26 protein-coding genes are annotated in these 26,179 nt (G+C 62.7%); 10 read left to right on the plus strand and 16 right to left on the minus strand.

All coding sequences use genetic code 11. The features are described from left to right. Positions 1 to 679 precede the first annotated feature (679 nt). The 3 genes from AC3WOG_RS05585 to AC3WOG_RS05595 all read left to right on the plus strand — a co-directional run bounded on the left by AC3WOG_RS05585 (position 680) and on the right by AC3WOG_RS05595 (position 4,552). Entirely contained in the window at positions 680 to 1,663 is a 984-nt protein-coding gene (locus AC3WOG_RS05585; RefSeq protein ID WP_492577063.1) for a transglutaminase family protein, read from the plus strand. 101 nt (positions 1,664 to 1,764) lie between these two features. Then, positions 1,765 to 2,568 carry a transglutaminase-like domain-containing protein gene (locus tag AC3WOG_RS05590; RefSeq protein ID WP_492579726.1) on the plus strand — a complete coding sequence of 268 codons (804 nt, stop codon included), beginning with the start codon at positions 1,765 to 1,767 and terminating at the stop codon, positions 2,566 to 2,568. Between the two features lie 853 nt (positions 2,569 to 3,421). Continuing rightward, a complete protein-coding gene (locus AC3WOG_RS05595) occupies positions 3,422 to 4,552 on the plus strand; it encodes an IS110 family RNA-guided transposase (protein ID WP_492577064.1) in 1,131 nt (376 codons plus the stop codon). A gap of 703 nt (positions 4,553 to 5,255) precedes the next feature. Here AC3WOG_RS05595 and AC3WOG_RS05600 read toward each other — a convergent pair. The 4 genes from AC3WOG_RS05600 to AC3WOG_RS05615 all read right to left on the minus strand — a co-directional run bounded on the left by AC3WOG_RS05600 (position 5,256) and on the right by AC3WOG_RS05615 (position 9,346). Further along, on the minus strand, positions 5,256 to 6,467 hold the full coding sequence (locus AC3WOG_RS05600; RefSeq protein WP_492577065.1) for an MFS transporter: 1,212 nt from the start codon (positions 6,465 to 6,467) through the stop codon (positions 5,256 to 5,258). 75 nt (positions 6,468 to 6,542) lie between these two features. Further along, the gene (locus tag AC3WOG_RS05605; RefSeq protein WP_492577066.1) at positions 6,543 to 7,016 is read right to left on the minus strand and encodes a VOC family protein; all 474 of its coding nucleotides are present in this window, start codon (positions 7,014 to 7,016) and stop codon (positions 6,543 to 6,545) included. Between the two features lie 48 nt (positions 7,017 to 7,064). Continuing rightward, the gene (locus AC3WOG_RS05610; RefSeq protein ID WP_492577067.1) at positions 7,065 to 7,538 is read right to left on the minus strand and encodes a VOC family protein; all 474 of its coding nucleotides are present in this window, start codon (positions 7,536 to 7,538) and stop codon (positions 7,065 to 7,067) included. A 170-nt stretch (positions 7,539 to 7,708) separates the two neighbouring features. Further along, positions 7,709 to 9,346, minus strand: a complete 1,638-nt coding sequence (locus AC3WOG_RS05615; protein ID WP_492577068.1) for an SH3 domain-containing protein — start codon at positions 9,344 to 9,346, stop codon at positions 7,709 to 7,711. A 268-nt stretch (positions 9,347 to 9,614) separates the two neighbouring features. Between AC3WOG_RS05615 and AC3WOG_RS05620 the strand changes: the two genes are divergently transcribed. The 3 genes from AC3WOG_RS05620 (at position 9,615) to AC3WOG_RS05630 (ending at position 12,743) form a co-directional block, all read left to right on the plus strand. After that, positions 9,615 to 10,040 carry a TOBE domain-containing protein gene (locus AC3WOG_RS05620; RefSeq protein ID WP_492577069.1) on the plus strand — a complete coding sequence of 142 codons (426 nt, stop codon included), beginning with the start codon at positions 9,615 to 9,617 and terminating at the stop codon, positions 10,038 to 10,040. A gap of 156 nt (positions 10,041 to 10,196) precedes the next feature. Then, positions 10,197 to 10,706: a GAF domain-containing protein gene (locus tag AC3WOG_RS05625; protein WP_492577070.1), complete on the plus strand. Its 510-nt coding sequence runs from the start codon at positions 10,197 to 10,199 to the stop codon at positions 10,704 to 10,706. A 336-nt stretch (positions 10,707 to 11,042) separates the two neighbouring features. Continuing rightward, positions 11,043 to 12,743: a putative bifunctional diguanylate cyclase/phosphodiesterase gene (locus tag AC3WOG_RS05630; RefSeq protein ID WP_492577071.1), complete on the plus strand. Its 1,701-nt coding sequence runs from the start codon at positions 11,043 to 11,045 to the stop codon at positions 12,741 to 12,743. Positions 12,744 to 12,759: 16 nt separating this feature from the next. On the opposite strand, the gene AC3WOG_RS05635 is transcribed toward AC3WOG_RS05630, so the two are convergent. From AC3WOG_RS05635 to AC3WOG_RS05645, 3 genes are all read right to left on the minus strand, one after another. Next, on the minus strand, positions 12,760 to 13,827 hold the full coding sequence (locus AC3WOG_RS05635; protein ID WP_492577072.1) for an extracellular catalytic domain type 1 short-chain-length polyhydroxyalkanoate depolymerase: 1,068 nt from the start codon (positions 13,825 to 13,827) through the stop codon (positions 12,760 to 12,762). A gap of 105 nt (positions 13,828 to 13,932) precedes the next feature. Next, complete coding sequence (locus AC3WOG_RS05640) at positions 13,933 to 14,358, minus strand: CopG family transcriptional regulator (RefSeq protein WP_492577073.1); 426 nt, start codon at positions 14,356 to 14,358, stop codon at positions 13,933 to 13,935. 241 nt (positions 14,359 to 14,599) lie between these two features. Continuing rightward, a complete protein-coding gene (locus AC3WOG_RS05645) occupies positions 14,600 to 14,824 on the minus strand; it encodes a hypothetical protein (RefSeq protein ID WP_341312793.1) in 225 nt (74 codons plus the stop codon). Between the two features lie 311 nt (positions 14,825 to 15,135). Between AC3WOG_RS05645 and AC3WOG_RS05650 the strand changes: the two genes are divergently transcribed. Further along, positions 15,136 to 15,726: a hypothetical protein gene (locus AC3WOG_RS05650; RefSeq protein WP_492577074.1), complete on the plus strand. Its 591-nt coding sequence runs from the start codon at positions 15,136 to 15,138 to the stop codon at positions 15,724 to 15,726. A 162-nt stretch (positions 15,727 to 15,888) separates the two neighbouring features. Then, positions 15,889 to 16,047: a hypothetical protein gene (locus AC3WOG_RS05655; RefSeq protein ID WP_492577075.1), complete on the plus strand. Its 159-nt coding sequence runs from the start codon at positions 15,889 to 15,891 to the stop codon at positions 16,045 to 16,047. A gap of 203 nt (positions 16,048 to 16,250) precedes the next feature. Here AC3WOG_RS05655 and rng read toward each other — a convergent pair whose 3' ends face one another. The 9 genes from rng to upp form a co-directional block, all read right to left on the minus strand. Then, positions 16,251 to 17,720 carry a ribonuclease G gene (gene rng, locus AC3WOG_RS05660; protein ID WP_492577076.1) on the minus strand — a complete coding sequence of 490 codons (1,470 nt, stop codon included), beginning with the start codon at positions 17,718 to 17,720 and terminating at the stop codon, positions 16,251 to 16,253. 9 nt (positions 17,721 to 17,729) lie between these two features. Next, positions 17,730 to 18,359 carry a Maf family protein gene (locus AC3WOG_RS05665; RefSeq protein WP_492577077.1) on the minus strand — a complete coding sequence of 210 codons (630 nt, stop codon included), beginning with the start codon at positions 18,357 to 18,359 and terminating at the stop codon, positions 17,730 to 17,732. A gap of 132 nt (positions 18,360 to 18,491) precedes the next feature. Continuing rightward, a complete protein-coding gene (gene rlmH / locus AC3WOG_RS05670) occupies positions 18,492 to 18,962 on the minus strand; it encodes a 23S rRNA (pseudouridine(1915)-N(3))-methyltransferase RlmH (RefSeq protein ID WP_063495252.1) in 471 nt (156 codons plus the stop codon). 45 nt (positions 18,963 to 19,007) lie between these two features. After that, positions 19,008 to 19,460 (minus strand): ribosome silencing factor, encoded by a 453-nt coding sequence (rsfS, locus tag AC3WOG_RS05675; RefSeq protein ID WP_492577078.1) that lies wholly within the window; start codon positions 19,458 to 19,460, stop codon positions 19,008 to 19,010. A gap of 4 nt (positions 19,461 to 19,464) precedes the next feature. After that, on the minus strand, positions 19,465 to 20,181 hold the full coding sequence (locus tag AC3WOG_RS05680; RefSeq protein ID WP_492579727.1) for a nicotinate-nucleotide adenylyltransferase: 717 nt from the start codon (positions 20,179 to 20,181) through the stop codon (positions 19,465 to 19,467). Between the two features lie 50 nt (positions 20,182 to 20,231). Then, positions 20,232 to 21,155 carry an oxygen-dependent coproporphyrinogen oxidase gene (gene hemF / locus AC3WOG_RS05685; protein ID WP_492577079.1) on the minus strand — a complete coding sequence of 308 codons (924 nt, stop codon included), beginning with the start codon at positions 21,153 to 21,155 and terminating at the stop codon, positions 20,232 to 20,234. Positions 21,156 to 21,362: 207 nt separating this feature from the next. Continuing rightward, positions 21,363 to 22,661 carry a phosphoribosylamine--glycine ligase gene (purD, locus tag AC3WOG_RS05690; protein ID WP_492577080.1) on the minus strand — a complete coding sequence of 433 codons (1,299 nt, stop codon included), beginning with the start codon at positions 22,659 to 22,661 and terminating at the stop codon, positions 21,363 to 21,365. Positions 22,662 to 22,892: 231 nt separating this feature from the next. After that, positions 22,893 to 23,621: a YebC/PmpR family DNA-binding transcriptional regulator gene (locus tag AC3WOG_RS05695; RefSeq protein ID WP_410834402.1), complete on the minus strand. Its 729-nt coding sequence runs from the start codon at positions 23,619 to 23,621 to the stop codon at positions 22,893 to 22,895. A 428-nt stretch (positions 23,622 to 24,049) separates the two neighbouring features. Next, positions 24,050 to 24,700 carry a uracil phosphoribosyltransferase gene (gene upp, locus AC3WOG_RS05700; RefSeq protein ID WP_410834401.1) on the minus strand — a complete coding sequence of 217 codons (651 nt, stop codon included), beginning with the start codon at positions 24,698 to 24,700 and terminating at the stop codon, positions 24,050 to 24,052. Positions 24,701 to 24,925: 225 nt separating this feature from the next. On the opposite strand from upp, the gene AC3WOG_RS05705 reads away from it, so the two are divergent. Further along, positions 24,926 to 25,705 carry an SDR family oxidoreductase gene (locus AC3WOG_RS05705; RefSeq protein WP_492577081.1) on the plus strand — a complete coding sequence of 260 codons (780 nt, stop codon included), beginning with the start codon at positions 24,926 to 24,928 and terminating at the stop codon, positions 25,703 to 25,705. A 58-nt stretch (positions 25,706 to 25,763) separates the two neighbouring features. After that, complete coding sequence (locus AC3WOG_RS05710) at positions 25,764 to 26,153, plus strand: methylglyoxal synthase (protein WP_492577082.1); 390 nt, start codon at positions 25,764 to 25,766, stop codon at positions 26,151 to 26,153. Positions 26,154 to 26,179: the final 26 nt, after the last annotated feature.

Raw genomic sequence — 26,179 nt, forward strand, 5'->3', positions numbered from 1 at the left:
CCGTTGCCCCAACCTGACACTGGAGGAGTTTCCTGAAGGCGGCGTAGCCCGGCACACGAGTAACCCGCGACACCGCTACGCAACGGATTGCATCCGACTTGCGGCTTTAGATTGCGGCAGGCTCATTGGGCGGACCTCTGTAATGCGGTACCCAACCCGCGGATATCAGCGTGATCCACCGTCGAGATGTACTGCTACGTCGCCCTCAGGAAATTCAGGTAAATATGAATTTGAGAAACCGAAAAACCGATCCCGATTGACACCGGGAGTCATATCAGCGGTGTGAAGCCGCTTTCTTTGCTTACTTTCTTTGCGGCGGCAAAGAAAGTAAGTGCCTGCCCCGCACAGGGGCGAAGCTAATAGACCACCAGGAAATCAAGGAAAGGCCAACGCCGTAGGCACACAGACATAAGCGCCGCGCAAGGCAAACAAAACAAACAAAGCCCAACACCGTAGGTACAAAAACCATGCCGCTGCCAAATGAGTGCTTTCAACCAATATGGCAGGTGTATGCTCAACCCGGGAGTCTTTCCGAGAGAAAACTCGACCACGCCGAATTTTGGCCGTGACTCATTCAGGATCAAACCGTGCCAAGCGCTGAGCGCCTGCTACGGCGGCGGTTTCGTGAGCGTGAACGTGATGGCCAGGACGAACCCAGTCGCATCCATCGGCCTGTCAAATGACTGAACCAAAGCGGATTGAACCGCAGCGGCCTGAAACCCCGCGGACCGAACCGCAGCGTTTCACGGTGCGCCACATCAGCGTCTACCGCTACTCGGAACCCGTGCGTTTCGGCGAACACCGGATGATGTTCCGACCGCGCGCCAGCCACGACTTGCGCCTCGTCACGAACCAGTTGGTGATCACGCCGACGCCGTCGCGGCTGCACTGGCTGCACGACGTGTTCGACAACTCGGTGGCGGTGGCGAGTTTCGAGGGCCGGGCGAGCGAGTTGCGTTTCGACAGCGAGGCAACGCTCGAACACTTCGAAACGCCGTTGCCCGATTACGCGCTCGAACCTTACGCGGTGAACTGGCCGTTTGCGTACACCAACGAGGAAGCTTCGGACCTCGTGAATGCGCGTAGCCGCCAGTATCCGGACAGCGATGTCGACGAATGGGCGCGTCGCTTCGTGCCTGTACCTGGCAGCGGCGCCGCGAGCCGAAAAAGCGCCAGCGGCGGGACGATGGCGCTGCTGCGCGCGATGACGCTCGAAATCAAGAGCACGTTCTCTTATGTGCGCCGCACGGAGAAGGGCGTGAAACGTCCCGGCGACACCTTGCGCAGCCGCAGCGGCAGTTGCCGCGATTTCGCGGTGCTGATGATGGACGCGGTGCGCTCGCTTGGCCTTGCCGCGCGTTTTGTGAGCGGCTACCTGTTCGTGCCTGAGCACGACGCCACGCAAGGCGGCGGCGCGACCCATGCGTGGCTGCAGATTTATTTGCCGGGCGCCGGCTGGGTCGATTTTGATCCGACCAATAGCATTGTCGGCAATCGTCATCTGATTCGCGTGGCGGTAGCGTGGAACTACTATCAGGCGTTGCCGTTGTGGGGCACATGGCATGGCGCGCCGCATTCGTTTCGCGGCTTGCAGGTCGATGTGAGCGTGACCGAGGCCGGGCGAGGGAGCGGGACGGGTGTGATCGTGGATGGTGTTGGCTGAGAGTATCAATCAGTATCAATCGAACGTGTTAGCTGGGAGCGTTACCTGAGATGGTTAACCGGGCGCGTCAACTGAACGTTTCAACTGGAAGGGGCGCCGCGATGAAATTGCGTGTTGGCTACGAACTGGTCTATGAGTGCGTGCAACCTACGCCGATGATGTTGATGTTGAACACGCACTTTTCGCATGCGAAGGATGTGCTGAGTCCGGATTTGCTGACGGTCGATCCGCCGGTGCCGATCAGCCAGTACCGCGACGGTTTCGGCAATCTGTGCAGCCGGATCGTCGCGCCGCAGGGGAAGATTGCGCTATCGACGAGCGCTGTTCTCGAGGTGTCGTCCGAGCCGGAAATGCGGCCGCCGTTCACGGAGCAGCATCCGGTGGAGGCATTGCCTGACGATACGCTGGTGTTTTTGCTGGGTAGCCGTTACTGCGAGACTGATTTGCTATCCGAGTTCGCTTGGCAGACCTTCGGCAAGATGCCGCTGGGGCGTGCGCGGGTGGATGCGATTTGCAATTATGTGCATCGGCATATCGTGTTTGGCTACGATTTTGCGCGGCCGACCAAGACCGCGTGGCAGGCATGGCACGAGAGGAAGGGCGTGTGCCGGGATTTCGCGCATCTGGCGGTGACCTTGTGCCGGGCGATGAATATACCGGCGCGGTATTGCACGGGGTATATCAGCGATGTGGGGACGCCGCCGCCGTATGCGACGATGGATTTTGCTGCGTGGTTCGAGGCTTATGTTGGCGGGTGTTGGCAGACTTTCGACCCACGGAATAATGTGCCCCGGACGGGGCGGGTTTTGATGGCGCGTGGGCGCGATGCGGCTGATGTGGCTATTAGTAATGCTTTTGGGGCTACGCAGTTGGTGAAGTTTGGTGTTGTATGTGAACCTGTTTAGTTTTTGCGCGTAGCGCCTGGTTGAGTTGTTTGCCTTTGGCGGTGGTTGTTGTCTGTTTGCCTACTCGGCGCTTCTGGTTGTACGCCTGCGGCGGTGGCTCTTTCGTTTCTTATTGGTTTATTAGCGTTCCCCCTGTGCGGGGGAGCACCTACTTTTCTTTGCCTGCCGCAAAGAAAAGTAGGCAAAAGAAAGCGGCTTTACACCGCCAGCTCTTAAGCGGGTCTCCTGGCTTGGAGGAGGCAGTGGAGCATCTGGAATCGGTGTTCTCGCACATTCCGCGCTGGTGACAAGGCAGTCATACTTCCGGCGGCGCTGCGCGCGCCACCGCGATACTTCTCAACACCGATAGTGGATACGCGCTTCCGGCATCATTCTTTCCACTCCGCACTCCGTGCGTCGCGGGCGGGTCTGCATGTGAAACCAGTGACTTCGTTTGTGCGCGGTAGGGGCCATCGGCTGCGCCTCGGCGAGGCGCTGCTCTGTGCAAACGCGAACTATCACCCAGAGCGAATTGCCGGCACCACGGTGAGCGTTGGCTATGGAACGGCGGGCCAGCGCACCGGACAAAACGCGAGCGCTAAAAGAAGGAGGTGGTTTTAAGAAGTACCGCTCGGCGCGCGCAGCGCCGCCGGAAGAATGACTGCCTTGTCACTCACGCGGAGTGTGCGAGGAGACGGATTCCAGATGCTCCACTACCGTGACTGCGCGAGGGACCCGCTTAAGCGTTAGACAGTATGACTCCCGTGAGGCAAGGGCTGGCCTGCCGTGAGGAATCAAACGCGGGTTAGCATTGCTACCAGAGCCGCACGGTGCGGACGGGCCGCACCCGGCGAATTCCGGCACGGAGGCCAGCATGGAACACGATAGCACGCTGTACGTCGGTTGCGACGTTCACAAGGATTCGATCACAGTTGCCTATGCACTCGATGCGGGCGAGGTTGAACTGCTCGGCAAGACCGGTACGAGGCAGGCCGATATCGATCGCCTGTGCAAGCGCCTGCAGTCAAAGGCGCGCCGCATCCGCGTCGTCTACGAGGCGGGCCCGTGCGGCTATGGGCTTTACCGGCAACTCATCCAGAAAGGGTTCGACTGCATGGTGTGCGCACCTTCACTGATTCCCAGAAAGCCCGGTGAACGTGTGAAGACCGATCGACGTGATGCCGTGAAGCTCGTGCGCTCACTGCGCGCTGGCGACCTGTCAGCCGTGTACGTGCCCGGCGTGGACGACGAAGCGTTCCGCGATCTGGCGCGTACCTGGGTCAGCGCCAAAGATGATCTGAAGCGTGCACGGCAACGGCTGAAGGCTTTCCTGCTCTCGCATGGGGTGCGCTATACAGGCCGTGCCGACTGGGGACCGGCGCACCAGCGCTGGCTGGGCGCGCATGCATTCGACAGTGCATGGCAGCAGCTGGCGTTCGAGGAACATCGGCGCACCATCGAGGACCGCCTCGCTCAATGCGCGCGACTGGAGGCCGCGTTGCGCGAAGCGGTCCCCAACTGGCGCTTCTATCCGGCCGTGCTGGGCCTGCAGACCATGCGCGGCGTGCAGTTCACCACGGCGGTGGGCATGCTCGCGGAGCTGGGTGACCTGTCGCGTTTTGCCCATCCGCGCCAGCTGATGGCCTGGCTGGGCGTGACGCCCTCGGAACACTCGTCAGGCGAGAAGCGCCGGCAGGGCAGTATCACGAAGAACGGCAACAGCTACGCGAGAAAGCTGCTCGTCGAAGCGGCCTGGAGCTACCGGCATACGGCCCGTGTCAGTCCCGACATCCAGCGCCGCCACGAAGGTATCCCCAAGCCGATCGTGGATCGCGCCTGGGACGCACAGGTGCGGCTGTGCCGACGCTATCGCAAGCTCATCGCGCGCGGCAAGCAGAAGAACATCGCGGTGGTCGCGGTTGCCCGCGAACTGGCAGGTTTTATCTGGGACGTCAGCCGGCTCGCGATGTCGCTGGCCGTACCGCACGAGGTGTCCCTGGCATGATGCAGCACACCCCTCACCCCTTGCGCTCACCCTGAGCACTGGAGGAGTTTCCTGAAGGCGGCGTAGCCCGGCACACGAGTAACCCGCGACACCGCTACGCAACGGATTGCATCCGACTTGCGGCTTTAGATTGCGGCAGGCTCATTGGGCGGACCTCTGTAATGCGGTACCCAACCCGCGGATATCAGCGTGATCCACCGTCGAGATGTACTGCTACGTCGCCCTCAGGAAATTCAGACAATATGAATTTGAGAAACCGAAAAACCGATCCCGATTGACACCGGGAGTCATATCAGCGGTGTGAGCCGCTTTCTTTTGCCTACTTCTCTTTGCGGCAGGCAAAGAAAAGTAGGTGCCGCCCCGCACAGGGGCAACGCTAATAAACCAATAAGAAACGAAAGAGCCACCGCCGCAGGCGTACAACCAGAAGCGCCGAGTAGGCAAACAGCACAGGGGCAACGCTAATAAACCAATAAGAAACGAAAGAGCCACCGCCGCAGGCGTACAACCAGAAGCGCCGAGTAGGCAAACAGCACGGGGGCAACGCTAATAAACCAATAAGAAAAGAGAGGCCAAAGAAGCCAGAGCAAGGAAAGGCAACGCCGTAGGCAAACATACAATGTTGCCGCGAAAGGCAAACAGACCAAGGCAAGGCCCACGCCGCAGGCACAACAAACCATAGCGCCGCACGCGGCTAACGTCGTTACGATTCTCCAACCACCATCGCGCGCCTGCGCCGCCATAGCACCGCACCAATCGACACCGCCGCGCCGATGCCGCCCATCGCCAGCGACAGCACCACGATCAGCCAACCGGTCTGCGTCCGTCCGGAGAACACGCCGACCAGCAAACCGGCGAGCGGCTGCGTCATATTGTTCAGCAGGATCACTACGCCGGTCGTTTTGCCGTAGTCCTGCGGCGGGATAATTTTTTGCCGGGCACTGCGGATGTAGACATTGAACATCTTGTCGAAGCCGACGATCAGCAGGAAGCCGAGCGCGTAGCCGCGATGGTCCGCACTCGCGCCGGCGATCACGCCGCCCGCACAGATCGCGACAAACGCGACCAGACCCAGCGCCTTCGCGGGCCACGAGGTGCGTGCGATCGTCAACAGAATCAGCACGGTGGCCACGGCACCGGCGGTTTGCAGCCCGGCGTAGTAGCGGCTCGATTGCGCGTGAAAACCGGTGACCATTGCAGCGGACGTCGCGAGTGTCACGCCGATCACCAGATTCTCGGCGGCGGCGAGCAGCACGACTTTCTTCAGGCCCGGCAGAAGCAGCACGTGCCCCAGCGCAATGCGCAACGGCAGCGTCCAGTGGCCGGGTTCGACGCGCGGCGGGTCGCTGGCGCGAAAGCCACTCGCGCGTTGCCACAGTAAAAGCGCCGCGTCGGCAAACAAAAACAGTGTGCCCGTTGCGCCGACCACCCATTCCCAGCGCCAAAGTCCGAGCAGCAGCGCTGCCAGCATTGGGCCGAGGACGAAACCGAGTTGATCGGCCAATTGCGAGTAAGCCAGCACGCGCTGAAACTGCTGCGTGCTGAAGATCTGCGGCAGCATCACCTCGCGGGCCACCAGACCCTGGCTCGTCAGCACGCCGCACAACGCGGACAGCGCGATCAACCAGCCGATTCCGCCAAACAGCGCGTAAGCCAGTACGCCGCCGAAACACACCAGTGCGCGCACGGTCTGACTCACGCGCATCAACCTGAGCGGCGAGACACGGTCGCACAGCGCACCGAAGAACGGAAACACCAGATAGCGCGGCAGCGTTTCGATAAAGAACGCGACGCCGGACCACGAGACCTTGTGCGTCGTCTGGAACACGACGAGCGGCACGAGGAACAGCAGAATCTGATCGGCGAGACGCGCGACAAACAGCGAGCAGAAGAAAGCCTGATGGTTGACGCGCACCGTTCATGTCCCGCCGATCATTGTCCGAGACCGATCCTATCAAAGATCAGGGTCTTGCGGCCCGGCGCTAGCCCTTTATCCTCCGCGATAAGCCTGCTCGAGCAAGGCGATGTCGAGCTTGACCATTTTCATCATCGCCTCCATCACGCGCTTCGCTTTGGCGGCATCCGGGTCCCGCAGCATCTGGCCCAACACATCGGGCACGATTTGCCAGGAGACACCGAACTTGTCCTGAATCCAGCCGCATTGCTGCGGCGTGCCGCCGTCGGAGAGCTTCGACCAATAGCCGTCGATCTCCTTCTGCGAGCCGCAGTGCACGAATAGCGAAATGGCCGGCGTGAAGGTGAAGCCCGGGCCGCCGTTCAAAGCCATGAACTCCTGGCCTTCGAGCTCGAATGTAACGGCAAGCACGCTGCCTTTCGGTCCGGGTCCGGCGTCCGAGTGATGCATCGTGGTGGCGATGCGCGAACTGGAAAACACCGAGGTATAGAAGCGGGCGGCTTCTTCCGCTTTACCGTCGAACCACAGGCATGGCGCAATCTTTTGCATACGATCTCCTCCTCCTGAAGGATGGAAGGCACGCCGCTTACTTCATGGCTAGCATGCCTTGTTCATGTCGAGCATGCCTTGCTGAATCTGTTCCGGTGTCAGATCGCGTTTATGCGTCGCGAGTGACCAGTTGTGGCCGAACGGATCCTGGATCTGGCCGTAGCGGTCGCCCCAGAACATGTCGCTGACGGGCATCGTCACGGTCGCGCCGGCATCGACGGCCTGCTTGAAACTGGCGTCGACATCTTCGACGTAGAGATGAATCGTCACTGGCGAGCCTTTCAGCGTTTTCGGACCGAAGCTGCGATGCTCGGGCCATTCGTCGGTCAGCATCAGCACGGAGTCGCCGATTTTCAGCGAGGCGTGCATGACCTTGCCGTCCGGGCCGGGCAGACGGACTTGTTCGACGGCGTTGAACGCCTTGGTGTAGAACGCGATGGCGTCCGCGGCGTTGGCGCAAATCAGATACGGAGTAAGCGAGTGCATCCCGTCAGGGATCGGTTTGACAGTGGGGCTGGACATGACGGCGACTCCTTGAAGTAACAGGTTCGTGAGTTGAAAGCCCCGCTGCGCGAGCCGGGTCTTCAACGTTACGACGATTGGTGCGCGATTGAATCGACACTCCGGGAAAAATATTTTTGAGCACGGGCGTAAGCGTTTGCTTCAATGTGCTCGACCCGCGCTCGACCCGGTTAGCCGGCCGGGTTGTCGTCGTCCGGCGGGGTCGCTGCGCCGCTACCGGGCGCGCCGAGGATGCTGATCTGGAACGTCGGGGTCGCTGCCAGCGATTGCAGCGCGGCGTCTTCCGGGATGTGTTCGAACAGCGGCAGAATCACCGAGCCGCCGATCACCGCGCGCCGGCTGTTGTCGGCCGGGCGTAAGCCCCACACGTCCTGATAGACGACCGGGACCGCGACGCCGTTGCGGGTGGTGTTGCCGATGTACAGCATCACATGGCCGCCGATGTAGATCAGCGTGCGCAACGGTTCGCCGTGCTGGGCGAGATAGTCGAGCCGTTGCGCCGGCGTCGACGCGGACAGATCGATCATGCGTCCGGCGCTCATCTGCGTGGACGAATGGCGCGGCAGCCACACGCCGAACGCCGCGAAGATGCTTTGGAGTTCCGACGAACAGTCGTTGTAGAGCCCGCTATTGCCCCAGCCATACGGCCGCCCGATCAGCGTTTTCATCAGCATCGCCAGATGACGCGGCGTGGCGGCGAGCGGTATCGGGGCGATCTGTGCTTCGCTCAACTGGGCGATGCGGATAATCGCGCGGCCTTCCACGTCGCGAGCAGGGACTAAGAACTTGCGGGAGGCGGGCCGGTCGGCATTTTCGGTGGCGGCTGATTTCGCGTTTGCGTTTTTACCGGCGGGCCGCGCGGCGTTTTCAGGCGCGAGCGGCAGCAGCGTGCCGGTCGGCGCGTCGAAGCGGAATATGCCGTGGCTGTCGCGCACCGGCGCCGAGGCGACCGTCACCGCGCCCAGCGACTTGCGGGTGGCCGCGCGCCACGTGTCGACAAAGGTGTCGTCGGTCAGACTGACGCCGTCGCTGCGCACCCAACCCTGCACGTCGGGCGTCTGCACGTATGCCCACGCGCCGTCGACGCTGCTGCCCAGCACATACAGCGGCGTGCCCGGGCGCGCCGCTGAGATTTGCAGGTTGTCGAACGGATAGCCTTCGCCGGCCAGACGGCGGTCGTAGAACGACGGGTCCGTGGTCGGCAGTTCGCGCACCATCAGATTACGGGTGGCGATCGCACGGCGCTCAGGCTTATAGACGGGCGCCTGCTCGAACTGGCCGACGTCCATGTTTTGCGCAATCGCGTCGATCCACGCCTTGTCGTGAGGCCGGAAATTCTCGCCGTAGCCGATGTCCGTGCCGGTCTTGCCGGTGTTGTCGAACTTGACGATCCGGCGCTGCTGCAACGCGGCAATGTCGGTGCCTTGCTGGCGATAGACGCGCATGCTCACATAGGCGGAATTCCATGGCGATGGCGCGGTCGTGCCGGTGCCGAAATAGCGTGCGTAGAGGGCCTTGAAATGCGCCTGCTGATCGTCGGGACTCAGGAACGGCTTGTCGTAACCGGGACTGTCCGGTTCGAGCCAGTGATCGACGTTCTGGTCGTAATTGGCGATCGGGAACAGCGCGATGGGGTCGGCTGGCGCGTGCGCGTCGTGGATCGGCGCGGGATTGCTGCAGGCCGCGAGGGCTGTGCACAGCGCGGCGGCGTAGAGGGCGCGCCGCAGGTTGGCATGGGCGGTACGCCGTGCGGCGCGACAGGCGGCCGGCAACACGGTGGCGAGGCGGGACAGGACGGCGGCAGGCATGGGTTCGACGGGCATGGTCAAAAAGGGGGCCAAGGGCTCGATGATACGGTGTCGGACGACAGGCGAGGCTGTTGATGCCTGTACGATTGCCTGGATTCAATGATGGACGCTTTCTCACGCTTACAGTAACCGCCAATAGCGGCTGCGCGATACTGCACTTCACGTACTTGAAGCGTCGCGCGCGGCGTGCGTTCCGATACACTCGCTTTCACATTCAACCGCTAGCCTTGAACCGTTTATTCAGGGCCGCACAATCAGGAGATCACTCATGCGAACCAGCGCACGCAATCATTTCGCCGGCGAAGTGGCCGACGTCAAACGCGGTGCAGTGAACGACGAAGTCACGCTGCGCACCCCGGACGGTCTCGAGATCGTCGCGATCATCACGCACGGCAGCGCGACTTCGCTCGGACTCGCGGCGGGCAAGCCGGCGTTCGCGCTGGTCAAGGCATCGTCGGTGATCGTGATGGTCGACGTGACGAAGAGCCAGGTGTCGGCACGCAATTGCATCGCCGGGACGGTGTCGGCGGTGACGAAGGGCGCGGTGAATTCGGAAGTGACCATTGCGGCGGGCGGCGCGCAGATCGCCGCGATCATCACCAACGAAAGTGTCGACCGCCTCGGTCTCGCGAGCGGCAAGCCCGTGACGGCGATCTTCAAGGCATCGAGCGTGATCGTCGGCGTCGATCAGTGATTGACGTATCGCGTTGTCCGTCCGCATGACGTTTGAAGCAGATAGCGCGCAAAGAGGGCGGCGTGCGCAGCCGCGCGTGCCGTGAACGAAATAGCGGCTTGCTTTACACTGCATGCCTTGCTTGTTCCTCTTTCCGCTTTCACCACGGACACCGTCATGTTCGAAGTTTCCTCCGCTTCGCATCTCTCCAAAGCCGCGCAATACGAAGAACTGGTTGCCCAGGCACGCGCGCTTCTCGCCGACGAAACCGACTGGATCGCCAATGCAGCGAATTTTTCGGCGCTCGTGTTTCATTCGTTGAGCGATCTGAACTGGGCCGGTTTTTACTTCCACGATGGCCGCGAACTCGTGGTCGGACCGTTTCAGGGCAAGCCCGCATGCGTGCGCATCGCGCTCGGCAAGGGCGTATGCGGTACGGCCGCGCAGACTCGCCGAACGCAAGTCGTGCGCGACGTGCACGAGTTTCCCGGCCATATCGCCTGCGATTCCGCTTCGCAATCGGAAATCGTCGTGCCACTCGTCGCCCCGGACGGCACGCTGATCGGCGTGTGGGATGTCGATAGCCCGATCGTCGCACGCTTCGACGAAGAAGATGCGAAGGGAATGGAAGCGCTCTGCGCGGTGTTTGTCGAAGCCGCGTTGCCGCGTGCGCCGTCGGCGTCTTAAGAAGGGCTGACGACATGACGACGCGCCCGCGTCGTCGCCGCCTACCCGGTGTCTTTCCGCGCGTGGCCCAGAGGCACTAGATGTACTTCTTGCGATGAGGCGGCGGACCTCGTCCCGCAATCGCTCTCTCCACACGGTCGACACAGCACCGGACCGCGAAGAATTTCCACCGGTTTTCGAGTAGATTCCCCACCAAAGTTTCCGGCCACGAAAGCCGCTATCATACGCACGGTTGCGCGGGGGATCGGGCAACCTGTCGGCCGCGCCGTTTTCGTCGTCCGCGTCAAGAACGCTTCAATTCGCTTCCAATACTCAGGACAATCAAAGGCCGGCGCGATGCAAGATTACACCTACGCCGAAGCGCGCACGCGCAATGCCGCGCTCGCGGCGGCGCCATACGGCATGTTTATCTGCACTGCGGACGGCACGTTCGGCTGCGTCAACGCTGCTTTCGAAAAGCTGACGGGTTTTGCCGCCGAAGAACTGGTTGGCCGGCGCACCTTCGAGTCGCTGCACGATCCGGCCGAACTCGCCAGACGCCGCGCCGAATGGCCGGCGCTATCCGCCGTGACCTCGCGCTACGAAGGCGAATGGACCTACATGCGGCGCAACAACACGCCCATCCGCGTGGTTCTTGCGCTGGCTCCACTCGTTGCCGAACCGAAGCTTTCCGGTGACGTGGCGCCGCGCTACGTCGGCATCGCTATCGACATGACACGTTACGCGCAGTCCGAAGCGCGGCTGTGGTACGTCGCGCATCACGATGGCGTGACACGCCTGCCCAATCAGACGCTATTCATCGAACGCCTCGATCTGACGATCGCGCGCTGCCAGCGTACCGGTAGCGGTTTTACCTTGCTGATCGCCGAACTCGATCACCTGCGCAAACTGCGCGACGCGCTCGGTTTGCACGCGGCCGAACTGGTGTTGCAGATCGTGGGCGAACGGTTGCGCGGTCTGTTTCCAAACGACGGTACGATCGCCTCGATCGGCGGCACGCAATTCGCGCTGCTGGTCACCGAAAGTGGCGCGGCAGCCGATACGTTCGCCGCTGAAGCACTGGAGCGCATCGCCGAATCGATCGACTATGCGGGCACCACGTTGAACATCGCCGCCAGCATCGGCATCGTTGCTTATCCGGCCGATGGCAGCGATGCGCCGACGCTGATGCGTCGCGCGGGTGTGGCGTTGTCGGCGGCTTCGGCGGTGTGCGGCAATGCGGTGCGACGCTTTTCCGCCGCGCTCGAAGGCCAGGCGGCGCGCCGCTTCGAACTCGAGACGATGCTGCGCGAAGCGCTCGAGCGCGAGCATTTGTACCTCGTGTATCAACCGCAGGTGACGCTCGCAACCGGCCGCGTCGTGCAAGTGGAGGCCTTGCTACGCTGGAATCATCCGCAGCGTGGTTTGATCAGTCCGGTCGAATTCGTGCCGGTCGCGGAAGAGGCGGGCCTGATCGAGCGCATCGGCGAATGGGTGATCCGCACCGCGTGCCGGGATGCGGGCAAATTGCTGCGGCTTACCGGCAGTTTGCCGCGGGTGGCGGTGAACGTGTCGCCGCAGCAGTTCCAGCGACACGACCTGTTCTCGACGATCCGCGAGGCGCTGGAAGAAGCCGCGCTCGACCCTTCATACCTCGAAGTGGAAATCACCGAAGGCGTGTTGCTTGGCGACACCGATCAGGCACTGCAGACGCTGCATGCGTTGCGCGAATTGGGCGTTGAAGTCGCGGTGGACGACTTCGGCACCGGTTATTCGAGCCTCGCGTACCTGACGCGTTTTCCGCTGAATCGCCTGAAAATCGACCGCTCTTTTGTGATGCGCATGACCACCGATCCGCAATGCGCTGCGCTGGTCGGCGCGATCATCGCGATGGCGCATGCGTTGAAACTGCGCGTGACCGCTGAAGGCGTCGAGACCGCCGGGCAGGCCGCGCAGCTGGAAGCGCTTGGTTGCGACGAAGCACAAGGGTTCTGGTTCTCGCGGCCGGTCACAGCCGCGGCGCTGCGTAATCTGCTGAAGCCGTTAGGCGCGGGTTGACGCTGACATGCGTCGCTCAGTGTTTGCGCGGATGAGCGAGGAAGAAACGCAGCATTTCGGCCGCCGCATCAGGGCCGGATGGGTCCGTGTATGAACCGCGCTGACTGCCGCCCGCCCATGCATGGCCGGCGCCGTGAATCGACCAGTACTCCGCTTCGACGCCGTTCGCGGCGCTGAGCCGTTGCACCGTGCAGCCGCGCCGGCCGTTTGCCGCGCGCGCAGGCACGCTGACGGTCGTGGTGCCGGCGTCGAAGCCTGCTACGAGCTCAGTGGCATTCGAAGGATGCACGGTCGAATCCGCATCGCCATGGAACACGATGAGCGGGCGCTGCGGCTCGCCGCGCGGACGGCTGCGGCGTGCCTTGCCGCCCTTCATGGCGGCGAGCGCCGAGGGCAGGCCCTTCGCGCATCCGCATGCGAGGCCCGAATGCACGCAGGCTGCTGCGTACAGGTCGGGCGACGTCTTCAGCATGATGTCCGCCATCGCTCCGCCCGCCGATAAACCCGCCACATACACCCGCGCAGGATCGACGCGATAGCGCGCCATCACTTCACGCGTGATGCCGGCGATCAACGAAGGCTCGCCCTGATCGCGCTGCTGGTCGACGGGCTTGAACCAGTTCCAGCATTTCGAATGATTGGCAGCCTGCGATTGATTCGGATACACGACGATGAAACCATGGCGCTCGGCCATTTCGTTCATGCGCGTGCCGGCCGCGAAGTCGTCGGCGTTTTGCGTGCAGCCGTGCAGCATCACGATCAGCGGCAACGGTTCGCTTTTGTAGACGGCCGGCACGTAGAGCTTGTATTGGCGTTGGCCTGCGCCGTTGCTGAAGTTGTGCGTGCTGAATATGCCGGGTGTGTCCAGATCGACTGTGTGCTCGGCTTGCGTTTGAGCTCGCGCCCAGGCTTGCGCTCGATCCTTCGAACTTTGGGGTGTGTGCGGTGCCAGCGTTTCAGCAGCGCTGGCCGCGCCGCCGGCGAGCGCGCGCTGAACCGCGGCGGCCGCTTCCTTCGGGCCCGCTGTACGCAACAGCTCGAAGGCTTCTTTCATCGAGTTCAGAAAATCTTCGTTCAGCTTCATGCGCGTAGTCCGTTGCGTTGTCTTGCGTTGTGCGTGGTCGATTCTGGCAATGAGTTTGACAATGAGTCAGGCGATGAGCCGGACGATCAGCCACATCAGGCGCGCCTAGCTGATGCGGCCGGCGAGTGCCGCCTTGACCGCGGGCGACGCGTGAAAAGCGCCGAGCACCACCACCGATGCGATCGTGGCCGCCGCGAGTGCCGCCGGCACATCGGCTGCGATGCTCGCGAGGCCGAGTACATGAATGTCCAGTCGTTCGTTCGCGGCCTGTGCCGCTTCGAGGTCCTGCCGTGAGAAGTGCTGCAAGCCGAGCACCATCGAGCGCCGGGTCACCGTTTCCGTGACAACCTGCGCGTGCGCGGCGAGCTGGTTGCGGATCGCCGTACGAATCAGGTCAGTGCGGTTCGAGTAAAAACCTTCTTCGACCAGTAAATCGATCTGGCCCAAGTCGACCGGGCCGAGGTTGATGGTGATTTTTTCGGTCTCGCCGCCTTTCGGGCGCGAGGTGTCGATCAGTTTGAGTTTGGTCATTTATACTCCGCGCAACATCCCAACACCATCCAATGGGATGGTTATAGGCGCGTCTTGCTGCTACGTCAACGAAGAAATTAGGGGGAGGAGCGGATTGTCTTCGCGTGAAGATGCCGGCAAACCGGTATGGCGGGGGCGATCGAGCAGTCATGAGCACGGCGATTGCCGGATCAACGCGCTGCCGACGCGACAAGGGAGGGCGGGTCAGCCTCGTCTGAGACCGACCCGTTGCAGCGTGAAATTACGCCTGAGGATCAGTGCTGTCGGTTGCCTGAGTATTGTCGGCGTTGTCTTCCTTCTCGCCTTCCTTCTTTTCGACCAATGACTCCAGTGCACCAGCGCCTTCAAAGCCGGCAACAGCTGCGATGCCTTTCGTCAGCAAACCCGCTTCCGGATCGACTTTTTCCGCTGCTTCAACGGCTGCTACCGCGCCCGCGATCTTACCTACTTCATCCAGAATTCCCATGCCGCCCTCCGTTGAGTAAAAAGTGAGGCTTCATCTTCGCACGAACTTCTACGCTCCGCTGCGAAAACTCAAACCGATCTTAACGCCGAGCCGATGGATTAATGCGTCACACCCGTTACTGGCTGGGCGGCGGGCTTCCTTTCAATGGCGATGGACACAAAGAAGCTGGCTGCGCTGATCGAGCCGCCCAAGGCATAACGGACGTATCTCGTAAACACCTGCCGCCGGCGAACTGCTAGGTTGACACGGTCACAAAAGGGCAAGGGCGATCAATGGGCGTAGAATTCAGAACAGACTCGTGGCACCGGTATATGCTGTACCGCGCCGACGACTACATGTGGGGCGGTTTCCTCTCGCGCGACGAAAAACAGCAGGCCGTCGATGCGGGCAGGAAGTTCACGATGGCGGCCTACCCCGATGTGTGGGCGAACGATGCCGGGCTAGTGCAGCGCGTGCGCCAGTTCCTGGGCGCAAACTTCCGCTGGCACGACCGGCTGGCGAAGTCAGGATCTGACCTCGAAGTCGTGCAGACGCTCATGAGCATGGTGCGCGGCGGCAGCGTCGCGGTCATTCCCGAAGAGCCACAGCGGGGCGGGTCGCTGGGTAGCGCTGCGGCACCTGCGAGCACGCCCGGCTATAGCGTCATGGACCCAGAGACTGCCGAATGGATGCAGGCGTGGGTCAGAAGTATCGAGTACCCGTCCGGTGAACCCGTCCTCTCCGGCCCGTATGACCCATCCACCCGAGAATCGCTGCTCGCGGTCGCGCGCGGCGAGCAGGCCGACGCAGACACCTCGACGCCGCTGGACGATGCGCAGCCGTTCGAACTGGGCGGCGCTGCGGGCAGTGGCGATGTTCAGGAGCAGCGACGGATCGCGGAAGCATGTACACGTGCGATGTGATCTCGTCTGAGTGCAAAGGATCGGTGCTGCGCGAATTTCCGGGCCAGTATTTGAACTCGACGCTGGATGATATCCAAAGCGATGCAAACGACGGTGTGAAAAGGCGCGTGAAAAGCACTTAAACTGCTTAATGACAACCGCTTCAAGAAATAGGCAATAGCCATGACAACGTCACTATTCGATCTGCTGGACCGGCTCGACGCAGCGAAGATTCACTACTCTCTGAGCCGGCATCGACCCGATACCGTGCTGGTTTCTATCGTGGTTATCGGGATGCGCGTTGAGGTTGATGTGTTCCGCGACGGGCACACTGAGGTCTGAGTATTTAAGGGCTCCGAAGGAGAGGTGGACGACCCGGAGATAATCGACAGGATCATTCGTGAGAATGCCGACTGACGACCAGCAAAAGCCGTCGCGTTGTACGCTTCTACCGTACGCCCAATTGGTAGCTAGATTAGTAGTTAGTGATAAATCTGGAACGCTTCTCGCCCGCGAGAGGGCCGTAGATTAAAGGTTCTGCGTTCTTACATCAGCACGATATCGTACTGCTCCTGGCTCAGATTCGACTCCACCTGCAACGACACCGGTTTGCCGATGAAATCGATCAGCATCGCCAGATGCTGTGACTCTTCTTCAAGAAACAGATCGATCACCTGCTGCGACGCCACGACGCGAAACTCCCTTGGATTGAACTGCCGCGACTCACGCAGAATCTCGCGCAGCACGTCGTAGCACACCGTACGCGGCGTCTTGACCTGTCCCTTGCCCTGGCAAACCGGGCAGGGCTCGCACAACACATGCGCGAGCGATTCGCGCGTGCGTTTGCGCGTCATCTCCACCAGCCCAAGCTGCGAGAAACCATTCACCGTCACTCGTGTGCGATCGCGCGACAACGCCTTCTTCAATTCACCGAGCACCTGCTCCCGATGCTCGACGTTTTCCATATCGATGAAGTCGATGATGATCACACCGCCCAGATTGCGCAGCCGCAATTGCCGCGCGATCGTGTGCGCGGCTTCGAGGTTGGTCTTGAAGATCGTATCGTCGAAGTTGCGCGCACCGACGTAACCGCCGGTGTTCACGTCGATGGTGGTCATCGCTTCGGTCTGGTCGATCACCAGATAGCCGCCGGACTTCAGATCGACGCGGCGTGACAACGCGCGCTGAATCTCCGCCTCGATGTTGTACAGATCGAAGAGCGGCCGCTCGCCGGTGTAGTGATGCAGCTTCGACGACACTGCCGGCGTGAACTCCGCCGCGAAGTCGGCAAGCATCTGGTAGGTCTCGCGCGAGTCGACCTGAATACGCGAAGTTTCATCGTTGACGAAATCGCGCAGCACGCGTTGCGCGAGATTCAGGTCCTGGTACAGGAGGCTGGTAGGCGGCATGCGCTGGCCTTGCGACAGAATCGTCGCCCACGTCTTGCGCAGATACGCGACGTCGCCGGCCAGTTCTTCGCTGGTGGCATCTTCGGCAATGGTGCGCACGATGTAGCCGCCTTTCTCATCGGCGGGCAGCACGGCGGTCAAACGTGCGCGCACGGCTTCACGTTCGGCTTCGCTCTCGATTTTCTGCGAAATGCCGATATGCGGTTCCTGCGGCAGATACACCAGCGTGCGCCCGGCGATGCTCACTTGCGTGGACAGCCGCGCGCCCTTCGTGCCGATCGGATCTTTGACGACCTGCACCATCAGCGTCTGGCCTTCGAACACGATCTTTTCGATCGGCTGATGCGGCGTCTGATGCTGCGGTTCGCCGGCAATGCGCGGATGCCAGATATCGGCTACGTGCAGAAACGCGGCGCGTTCCAGGCCGATGTCGATGAAGGCGGATTGCATACCCGGCAACACGCGGACGACCTTGCCGAGATAGACATTGCCGACGCGGCCGCGCGACAGCGTTCGTTCGACGTGAAGTTCCTGGACGGCGCCTTGCTGGACGAGCGCGACGCGCGTTTCCTGCGGCGTGACATTGATCAGGATTTCTTCATTCATGATGTTATTTTAGAAGTCGATGCGCGCTGCACGCAGGAGGGCAGCGGTTTCAAAAAGCGGCAAACCCATGATACCTGAATAGGACCCGTCGATATGCTCGATAAACTCGGCGGCGCGCCCCTGAACGCCATATGCGCCCGCCTTGCCGAGCGGCTCGCCACTCGCGGCATAGCGGCGCACCGCATCCGCGTGCAGTGCAGCAAAGCGTACCTTCGACACCGATAGCGCGGCGGGTAGCAACATGCCCTCCGCGTCGACCACGGCAACGGCAGTCAGTACTTCATGATCGCGGCCGGCGAGGCGCGTGAGCATCGCGAATGCGTCGTCGGCGTCAATGGGTTTGCCGAGGATCGTGTCGTCGATCGTAACGGTTGTGTCTGCAACCAGGATTGGCCGCGCGGCATGCTCGCCGGCCACGAGGCGCGCGCGTGCGGCGTGTGCTTTGGCAATGCAGACGCGCTGCACGTAGTCGCGCGCACGCTCGCCGGGCAGCTCGGCTTCGAGCGCTTCAGCATCTTCATCGGGGCGCGGCAGCAGCAGTTCGAAGCGCACGCCGAGTTGTTGCAACAACGCCTGGCGGCGCGGACTTTGAGAGGCGAGGTAGACGAACGGGTGCAGCGTGGCGGCAGGCGTTGGCATGGACAGGTCTCGATGAAGCGAATTGCATGAACGCGCGATGCGCTCGCCATTCACGCGTCAATGAACGCGCCGACAAGCGCAGCAGCAGGCAACGAGACTGGAAACGCGCGATCTGTCAGCCGCCTCGTTCGCTCACGCGCGGTGATAGGGGTGATTTTGCGTGATGGTCCACGCGCGGTAAAGCTGTTCGGCGAGCAGCACACGGACCATCGCGTGCGGCAGCGTCAGGCTCGATACACGCAGCAGCATATCGGCGCGCGCTTTCAGATCGGGATCGAGCCCGTCGGCGCCGCCGATCAGAAACGCCACGTCGCGGCCGTCCTGCTGCCAGCCGGGCAGGGCGCCGGCAAGCTGCATCGTGGTCCAATCTTTGCCGCGTTCATCGAGCGCGACGATGCGCGCGTTCTTCGGCAACGCGGCTTCGATCTTCTGCCGCTCGGCGGCCATGACGCTTTCCGCAGGCCGCCCCGACGAACGCTGCTCGGGCTTGATCTCGCGCAGCTCGATGCGCAGTTCGGGCGGCATGCGCTTCGCGTATTCGTCGAAGCCGGTGGCGATCCAGTCCGGCATCTTGTGGCCGACGGCGAGGATGTGCAGTTTCATCACGGATGTAATCACGGACGACGCAATGTGCCAGCCACAGCGCGCTTAACGGCGGCGTGCCGGCGCCTTGCGTGCGGGCTTCGCCGCCGGTGCTTCGTCTTCATCCTCTTCGTCGAGCGGTTCGCTTGCGTGCGCGCCGCCGAACGGGTTCGGCGCCGACAGCTTGAGACGCACCGGCTTGTCGCCCCAGATTTCTTCGAGGTTGTAGTACTGGCGCAGCGCCGGTTGCAGGATGTGCACGATCGCGTCGCCGCAATCGACCAGCACCCATTCGCCGATGTCCTCGCCCTCAGTACTGACGATGTCGCCGCCGGCTTCCTTGACGCTCTCGCGCACGCTGGAGGCGAGCGCTTTGGTCTGGCGGTTCGAGGTGCCGCTCGCGACGATCACGCGATCGAACAGGGCGGTCAGGTGGCTGGTGTTGAACACCTTGATGTCTTGCGCTTTCACGTCTTCGAGAGCGTCGACGATCACGCGTTGCAGTTTGCGAATATCCATAGGGTTACCGGTGGTACAGATGATGTTGAAGAATATAGTCCCACACCGCAGTGGGGACATGGCTCGCGGCCTGTTCCTGCTGTTCGTCGCCCATGTGGGCGAGCCGTTGGGTCACCTGTTCGCGCAGATGCGCGCGAATGTCGGTGGCCGAGACGTTGAACGCAAGCGTCGTATCGATCAGCAAGTGGCCGCAGGGCGTAGCTTGCAGAACGTCGGCGCGGGCACGGCGCGCGTCGATTTCCAAGGCGACCACGGGCGGAATCGATGCGAGGTCGAAACCGGGACGCGTGGCTGCGCAGATATGCGCGAAGTCGAACAGGCGCCGCCAGTCGTGCCATGTGTCGAGATGCACCAGTTGATCCGCGCCGATCAGGAGCGCAATCGACGCCTCCGGACCTTCGCGTTCACGCCAGCGCTGCAGCGTGTCGATCGTGTATGTCGGGCCGTCGCGGTCGATTTCGTCGGTCGCGACGCGCACCGTGACGCCCGGCAGCACCAACGCGCTTGCCGCGGCGCGCGTCATCGCCAGCCGGTGAACGGCCGCCGACACGTCCGATTTCTGCCACGGCTGGCCGGCCGGCAGCAGCACCAGTTCAGTCAGTTGCAGCACGTCGGCGAAACGCCGCGCGAGCGCGAGATGGCCGTCGTGGATCGGATCGAACGTGCCGCCGAGCAGTCCGATCCGGCGAGGCAGGGCGACAGGATGAGCGTTCGGCTTCAGGTGAAGATCCTTTGTCGTGACGATTCAGGTGCGGTGCGGGCGCGAGCCCGTCACACCCACTCGCGCGGCACGAGAAAATCGCTGTAAAGACGCGCTTCCGGCGTGCCCGGCTCGGGCTGCCAGTTGTAGCGCCAGTTCACCACAGGCGGCATCGATATCAGAATCGATTCGGTGCGTCCGCCGCTCTGCAGCCCGAACAGTGTGCCACGGTCGAAGACCAGATTGAACTCGACGTAGCGGCCGCGCCGGTACGCCTGGAAATCGCGCTCGGCCTCGCCGTACGGAATGTTGCGGCGCTTTTCGATGATCGGCATATATGCTTTGAGGAACGCGTCGCCGACGCTTTTCAGCATCGCGAACGATTGATCGAAGCCCGGCGCCGAAAAATCGTCGAAGAAAATCCCGCCGATGCCGCGCGGTTCGTTGCGGTGCTTGAGGAAGAAATACTCGTCGCACCAGCGCTTGAAACTCGGGTAGAGGTCCGCGCCATAAGGCTGCAACGCGTCGCGGCAGACACGATGAAAATGCTGGGCGTCTTCCTCGTAACCGTAGTACGGCGTCAGATCCATGCCGCCGCCGAACCAGAACACCGGCTCTTCGCCCGCTTTGGTCGCGATCAGCAGACGCACGTTCATATGCACGGTCGGGCAGTGCGGATTGTGCGGGTGCAGCACGAGCGACACGCCCATCGCTTCGAAGCCGCGGCCGGCCAGTTGCGGACGCGCCGCGCTCGCCGAGCCGGGCAAGGCGTCGCCGGCGACGTCCGAGAAACCGATGCCGGCGCGCTCGAAGAACTTGCCGCCTTCGAGGATCCGCGTGCAGCCGCCGCCGCGCAGCTTTTCGCCGGGGGCGCGTTGCCACGCGTCGGTGGCGAACGGCGTACCGTCGAACGCGCCGAGCGTGTCCGCGATATGCGTTTGCAAGCCTTGCAGCCAGCTACGCACGGCCTGTGCGTCATAGCTCGAATCGGTCATGAATGCAGGTGCTGAGGGCGGCACGCTTGTCGCGCCGCGGGTTCTTTGTGGAGGGCGGCCGGCGTTCTTCGGGTAGTCCGGAGAACGCGCGGCGGTGCGGTTGTTCGTGTAATAGGCGCCCGCATGGTGCGGCGGGCCCCGGAACAGCCGCTGAAAACCCGCAGTGTAGCGCCGATGGCGCCACCCGCGGGCGAGCGGGGTTGTGGCTTAGTGCTTGCCTTCGGTCCTGGCGTCGTGCTTGCGGTTCAACGCGCGGTAGCCGATGTCGCGGCGATACTGCATGCCGTCGAACGAGATCTGATTGATCGTCTCGTACGCGACCGACTGCGCGCTGCGCACCGAATCCGCCAGACCGACCACACACAGGACGCGGCCACCCGAGGTGGTCAGCTTGCCGTCGGCGAGCGTGGTGCCGGCGTGGAACGTGACCGAATCAACGGTTTCGGCCGGGATATCGCTGATCCGGTCGCCCTTGCGCGGCGTATCCGGATAGTTGTACGCGGCCAGCACCACGCCGAGCGCGGTACGGCGGTCCCATTCCAGTTCGATCGTATCGAGCGTGCCGGCGATTGCCTGCTCGACCACCTTCGAGAAGTCGCCCTTCAGACGCGCCATGATCGGCTGCGTTTCCGGGTCGCCCATGCGGCAGTTGAATTCGAGCGTTTTCGGGTTGCCTTGTGCGTCGATCATCAGGCCCGCATACAGGAAGCCGGTAAAGCGGATGCCTTCCTTCTCCATGCCGCGCACAGTCGGCAGGATGATTTCGCGCATCACGCGCGCATGCAGTTGCGGCGTGACGATCGGCGCGGGCGAATAAGCGCCCATGCCGCCGGTGTTCGGACCCTGGTCGCTATCCAGCAGACGCTTGTGGTCCTGGCTCGATGCGAGCGGCAGCACGTGCTTGCCGTCCACCATCACGATGAAACTCGCTTCTTCGCCGGCGAGGAATTCCTCGATCACGACGCGCGCGCCCGCGTCGCCGAGCTTGTTGTCCGACAGCATCATGTCGACCGCGGCGTGCGCTTCTTCCAGCGTTTGCGCGACCACCACGCCCTTGCCGGCGGCAAGGCCGTCGGCCTTGATGACGATCGGCGCGCCCTTGGCGTCGAGATACGCGTGCGCGGCGGCGACGTCGGCGAAGGTTTCGTATTCGGCGGTCGGGATCGCGTGGCGCTTCATGAACGCCTTGGCAAAATCCTTCGAGCTTTCGAGTTGCGCGGCTTCCCTGCTCGGTCCGAAAATCTTCAGGCCGCGTGAGCGGAACAGGTTGACGATACCCGCGGCGAGCGGCCCTTCCGGCCCGACCAGCGTGAAGGCGATCTGTTCTTTCTCGACAAAATCGGCGAGCGCGGCTGGCTCGGTGATGTCGATATTGCGCAGACGCTCGTCCTGGGCGGTGCCGCCGTTGCCGGGAGCAACGTAGACGAGCTGGACCCGCGGCGATTGCGCGAGCTTCCATGCGAGTGCATGTTCGCGACCGCCGGAACCGACGACGAGTAACTTCATGTGAATCCCCGAGACTTAAAAACCATAAACGGCTGACGCAATGCGCTCAGCCGTGGAATAACAGCGAGGCTCGCTTTGGGCCTGCAGCCAGGTGGCGGCGCAGGGCCGATAGCGAACCCGGGTGGAAGCGGTGCGGAAGGGCACAAACCAAGCGCCCGCTCAGCAGCAACGCGAGGGCCTCCCGGCGGCGTGGCGCGGTTCGACGCGAACCCGCGCGCCGCCGGGGCACGCTCATTCGTCGGCGATCGCGGCGTTTGTATAGACTTCCTGCACGTCGTCCAGATTCTCCAGCGCGTCGAGCAGCTTCTGCATTTTCACGGCGTCCTCGCCGGTGAATTCGACTTCCGTCTGAGGTTTCATCGTCACCTCGGCGAGTTCCGCCTTGAAGCCCGCGGCTTCGAGCGCGGTCTTCACCTTCGGGAAATCGTTCGGCGGGCACAGCACTTCGATACTGCCGTCTTCATTCGTGACGACGTCCTCAGCGCCGGCTTCGAGCGCGGCTTCCATCAGCTTGTCTTCCGGCGTGCCGGGCGCGAACAGGAACTGGCCGACGTGATCGAACATAAACGACACCGAGCCGTCCGTGCCCATGTTGCCGCCGTTCTTCGAGAACGCGTGACGCACTTCCGCCACCGTGCGCGTGCGGTTGTCGGTCATCGTATCCACGATCACCGCCGCGCCGCCGATGCCGTAGCCTTCGTAGCGGATCTCTTCATAGCTTGCGCCGTCGACGCCGCCCACGCCACGCTGGATCGCGCGGTTGACGTTATCTTTCGGCATGTTGGCGTCGTACGCCTTTTCGACGGCGAGCCGCAGACGCGGATTCGAGTCGATGTCGCCCCCGCCCATGCGGGCGGCAACCTGAATTTCCTTGATGAGCCGCGTCCAGACCTTGCCGCGCTTGGCGTCGGCCGCTGCTTTCTTATGCTTGATGTTGGCCCATTTCGAATGACCCGCCATACCTTTCTCCATCGCGCGCGCCAGCGGGGCGCACGCATAGTGCAATTGTCGTTGCGATGTCGGGCGCTTGCGAAGGCGCGCCTCGATGTCAGACGGTTTCAGCTTGCTAAAACGCCCGGCGATACCCGGTTATGCCCGTTACGGCCGCCCGGTTATGTTCCGGTTACGCCCGTTATGCCCGGCTAGCGAGACCGAAGTTGCAGCGCGGTTGGGACGGGGCGGTGCGGCCAACGGGCTGAAAACACCGCGCCGGTCCCGGCAAGCCCCGCGTAAAGGCGCGATGCGCCAGGCAGTTGTGCAAGTTGAGCCGCTCTTTGAGCGGATCCGAATTTTATCATGCCGCGGGGGTGCGGCAGGGGGGAGAGGCGCGGGAAAGTACGCGGCGGCGGCGTTTTCCGCGCGCCGCCTGCGCTCTTTTCAAGCCGCTTTCAGTTTTTCGTACCGAACAGGCGGTCGCCGGCGTCGCCGAGACCCGGCACGATGTACGCGTGCTCGTTCAGATGCGAATCGAGCGACGCGACGTACAGTTTGACGTCCGGGTGAGCGTTCTGGAACACCTGCACGCCTTCTGGCGCGGCTACCAGCGCGAGGAAGAGAATGTTCTCGCCGGCCACGTTGCGGCGCTTGAGCACGTCCACCGCGTGCACGGCCGAATAGCCGGTCGCGACCATCGGATCGCACAGAATGAACACGCGGTCCTCCAGGTCCGGCAAGCGCACCAGATATTCGACCGGGCGATGATCTTCGGCGCGATACACGCCGATGTGGCCGACGCGCGCGGACGGCACCAGTTCCAGCAGCCCGTCCGACATGCCGATACCGGCGCGCAGCACCGGCACGATCGCGAGTTTCTTGCCGGCGATTACCGGCGCGTCGATCTCGACCAGCGGCGTGGTGATGCGGCGCGTGGTCATCGGCAGGTTGCGGGTGATTTCGTAACCCATCAGCAGCGTGATTTCGCGCAGCAGTTCGCGGAACGTGCGGGTGGAGGTGTCCCGGTCGCGCATGTGCGACAGCTTGTGCTGGATCAGCGGGTGATCGAGGATGAAGAGATTGGGAAAGCGGCTGTCCTGGGTCATGGCAAGGGCGCGCAAGCGGCGGCAAGAGGGATCGGAGATCGGGTTGGCGGCTCTCGCCGGCCGGAAATCCGGCCGGCAGGCACGCTACGGCTGCAAGTTTACCGAAAGAGTGCCGCCGGAAGATACCGGAGATTGCAGCCACCTGGCGCAGTCCGGCACCGATTCTTCTAGAATCGGGGGAAACTTTGCAATCAGAGGCTAAGACTTCGCCACAAGGACACGCACATGGACATGGGAATTGCAGGACGCACCGCGCTGGTTTGCGCGGCCAGCAAGGGATTGGGGCGCGGCTGCGCGGAAGCGCTCGCCGCCGAAGGCGTCAACCTGACGATCGTCGCGCGCACCGCCGGGACGCTGGAGGCGACCGCTGCCGAGATCCGCAAGCTAAGCGGCGTCGAGGTCAAGGCCGTGGCGTGCGACATCACCACGCCCGAGGGCCGGGCGGCGGCGCTCGCCGCCTGTCCGCAACCGGACATTCTGGTCAACAACGCAGGCGGTCCGCCGCCGGGCGACTTCCGCAACTTCACGCACGAAGACTGGATCCGCGCGCTCGAGAGCAACATGCTGACGCCGATCGAACTTATCCGCGCGACCATCGACGGGATGAGCGCGCGCGGCTATGGGCGCATCGTCAACATCACGAGTTCGGCGGTGAAGGCGCCGATCGACGTGCTGGGTTTGTCGAACGGCGCGCGCTCGGGGCTGACCGGCTTCGTCGCGGGACTCGCGCGCAAGGTGGCGCCGACCGGCGTGACGATCAACAACCTGCTGCCGGGCCTGTTCGATACCGACCGCATCGCGACCACTGTCGCGGCGCAGGCCAAGGCGCAAAACATCTCCGTCGACGAAGCGCGCAATCAGCGCATGAAGTCGATTCCCGCCGGCCGTTTCGGCAATCGCGACGAATTCGGCCGCGCCTGCGCGTTCCTGTGCAGCGTGCATGCCGGCTACATCACCGGCCAGAACTGGCTGCTCGACGGCGGCGCTTATCCAGGCACGTTCTGACCGGCCTGCTTTCATCATCACAACAACAACGATCACAACGGTTCAGGAGTCTTACGTCATGACCACTCGTATTGCGCTGATCGCGCACGATCACAAGAAGGACGACATCGTCAAACTGGCCGGCGAATACGTCGACACGCTCAGGCGCTGCGAGATTGTCGCGACCGGCACGACCGGCACGCGCATCGGCGACACGCACGGCTTGACGGTCGAGCGCATGTTGTCCGGCCCGCATGGCGGCGACTTGCAGATCGGCGCGCAACTCGCCGAAGGGCGCGTGGACATGGTGATTTTTCTGCGCGACCCGATGACGCCGCAACCGCACGAACCGGACATCAACGCGCTCGTTCGTGCGTGCGACGTGCACAACATTCCTTGCGCCACCAATATTTCGACCGCGCGGATGATTCTCGACGTGCTGACCTTGCGTCTGACGCAGCAGGTCTGAACGAGCGGTTGCTTCACGATCGCGAT

It is taken from the genome of Paraburkholderia sp. FW306-02-B (assembly GCF_058782725.1).

Coding starts and splice junctions, on each gene's coding strand:
- AC3WOG_RS05585 (WP_492577063.1), top strand. CDS start 680: ATGACTGAACCAAAGCGGATTGAACCGCAGCGGCCTGAAACCCCGCGG.
- AC3WOG_RS05590 (WP_492579726.1), top strand. CDS start 1,765: ATGAAATTGCGTGTTGGCTACGAACTGGTCTATGAGTGCGTGCAACCT.
- AC3WOG_RS05595 (WP_492577064.1), top strand. CDS start 3,422: ATGGAACACGATAGCACGCTGTACGTCGGTTGCGACGTTCACAAGGAT.
- AC3WOG_RS05605 (WP_492577066.1), bottom strand. CDS start 7,016: ATGCAAAAGATTGCGCCATGCCTGTGGTTCGACGGTAAAGCGGAAGAA.
- AC3WOG_RS05610 (WP_492577067.1), bottom strand. CDS start 7,538: ATGTCCAGCCCCACTGTCAAACCGATCCCTGACGGGATGCACTCGCTT.
- AC3WOG_RS05615 (WP_492577068.1), bottom strand. CDS start 9,346: ATGCCTGCCGCCGTCCTGTCCCGCCTCGCCACCGTGTTGCCGGCCGCC.
- AC3WOG_RS05620 (WP_492577069.1), top strand. CDS start 9,615: ATGCGAACCAGCGCACGCAATCATTTCGCCGGCGAAGTGGCCGACGTC.
- AC3WOG_RS05625 (WP_492577070.1), top strand. CDS start 10,197: ATGTTCGAAGTTTCCTCCGCTTCGCATCTCTCCAAAGCCGCGCAATAC.
- AC3WOG_RS05630 (WP_492577071.1), top strand. CDS start 11,043: ATGCAAGATTACACCTACGCCGAAGCGCGCACGCGCAATGCCGCGCTC.
- AC3WOG_RS05635 (WP_492577072.1), bottom strand. CDS start 13,827: ATGAAGCTGAACGAAGATTTTCTGAACTCGATGAAAGAAGCCTTCGAG.
- AC3WOG_RS05640 (WP_492577073.1), bottom strand. CDS start 14,358: ATGACCAAACTCAAACTGATCGACACCTCGCGCCCGAAAGGCGGCGAG.
- AC3WOG_RS05645 (WP_341312793.1), bottom strand. CDS start 14,824: ATGGGAATTCTGGATGAAGTAGGTAAGATCGCGGGCGCGGTAGCAGCC.
- AC3WOG_RS05650 (WP_492577074.1), top strand. CDS start 15,136: ATGCTGTACCGCGCCGACGACTACATGTGGGGCGGTTTCCTCTCGCGC.
- AC3WOG_RS05655 (WP_492577075.1), top strand. CDS start 15,889: ATGACAACGTCACTATTCGATCTGCTGGACCGGCTCGACGCAGCGAAG.
- rng (WP_492577076.1), bottom strand. CDS start 17,720: ATGAATGAAGAAATCCTGATCAATGTCACGCCGCAGGAAACGCGCGTC.
- AC3WOG_RS05665 (WP_492577077.1), bottom strand. CDS start 18,359: ATGCCAACGCCTGCCGCCACGCTGCACCCGTTCGTCTACCTCGCCTCT.
- rlmH (WP_063495252.1), bottom strand. CDS start 18,962: ATGAAACTGCACATCCTCGCCGTCGGCCACAAGATGCCGGACTGGATC.
- rsfS (WP_492577078.1), bottom strand. CDS start 19,460: ATGGATATTCGCAAACTGCAACGCGTGATCGTCGACGCTCTCGAAGAC.
- hemF (WP_492577079.1), bottom strand. CDS start 21,155: ATGACCGATTCGAGCTATGACGCACAGGCCGTGCGTAGCTGGCTGCAA.
- purD (WP_492577080.1), bottom strand. CDS start 22,661: ATGAAGTTACTCGTCGTCGGTTCCGGCGGTCGCGAACATGCACTCGCA.
- AC3WOG_RS05695 (WP_410834402.1), bottom strand. CDS start 23,621: ATGGCGGGTCATTCGAAATGGGCCAACATCAAGCATAAGAAAGCAGCG.
- upp (WP_410834401.1), bottom strand. CDS start 24,700: ATGACCCAGGACAGCCGCTTTCCCAATCTCTTCATCCTCGATCACCCG.
- AC3WOG_RS05705 (WP_492577081.1), top strand. CDS start 24,926: ATGGACATGGGAATTGCAGGACGCACCGCGCTGGTTTGCGCGGCCAGC.
- AC3WOG_RS05710 (WP_492577082.1), top strand. CDS start 25,764: ATGACCACTCGTATTGCGCTGATCGCGCACGATCACAAGAAGGACGAC.